This is a genomic window from Planococcus sp. RAB007_Raresut (assembly GCF_057369535.1).
This window is the reverse complement of record NZ_JBXYIF010000210.1, coordinates 1-249: the sequence shown is the minus strand read 5'-3', so window position 1 is coordinate 249 and position 249 is coordinate 1. Positions and strand designations below refer to the sequence as shown.

Below are 249 nucleotides of genomic sequence, written 5' to 3'. Positions count from 1 at the left end.
TCCTTATTGAATGTATTATTTTCACCGTAGCGCTATTCCCGACCTTTTCATCCGTTACTGCTGCTCAAGGAGAAGCGGTCATCGCAACAGATGAAATGAACGTCAGAAGCGGCCCTGGGCTTAGCTACGGCATTACAGCGGAAGTAAAAAAGGGAGAACGCTATCCAATTTTAAAGGAAGATGGAGACTGGGTGCAGATACAGCTTGGTTCCGGAGAAAAGGGCTGGGTAGTCTCCTGGCTTATTACAA

Annotated in this window: 1 protein-coding gene; it reads left to right on the top strand. The window is 47.0% G+C overall.

What is annotated here, in order from left to right; translation table 11 throughout:
• A partial coding sequence (locus AC2Q9J_RS18310; protein ID WP_499042149.1) for an SH3 domain-containing protein occupies window positions 1-249 on the top strand: 249 nt, incomplete at both ends.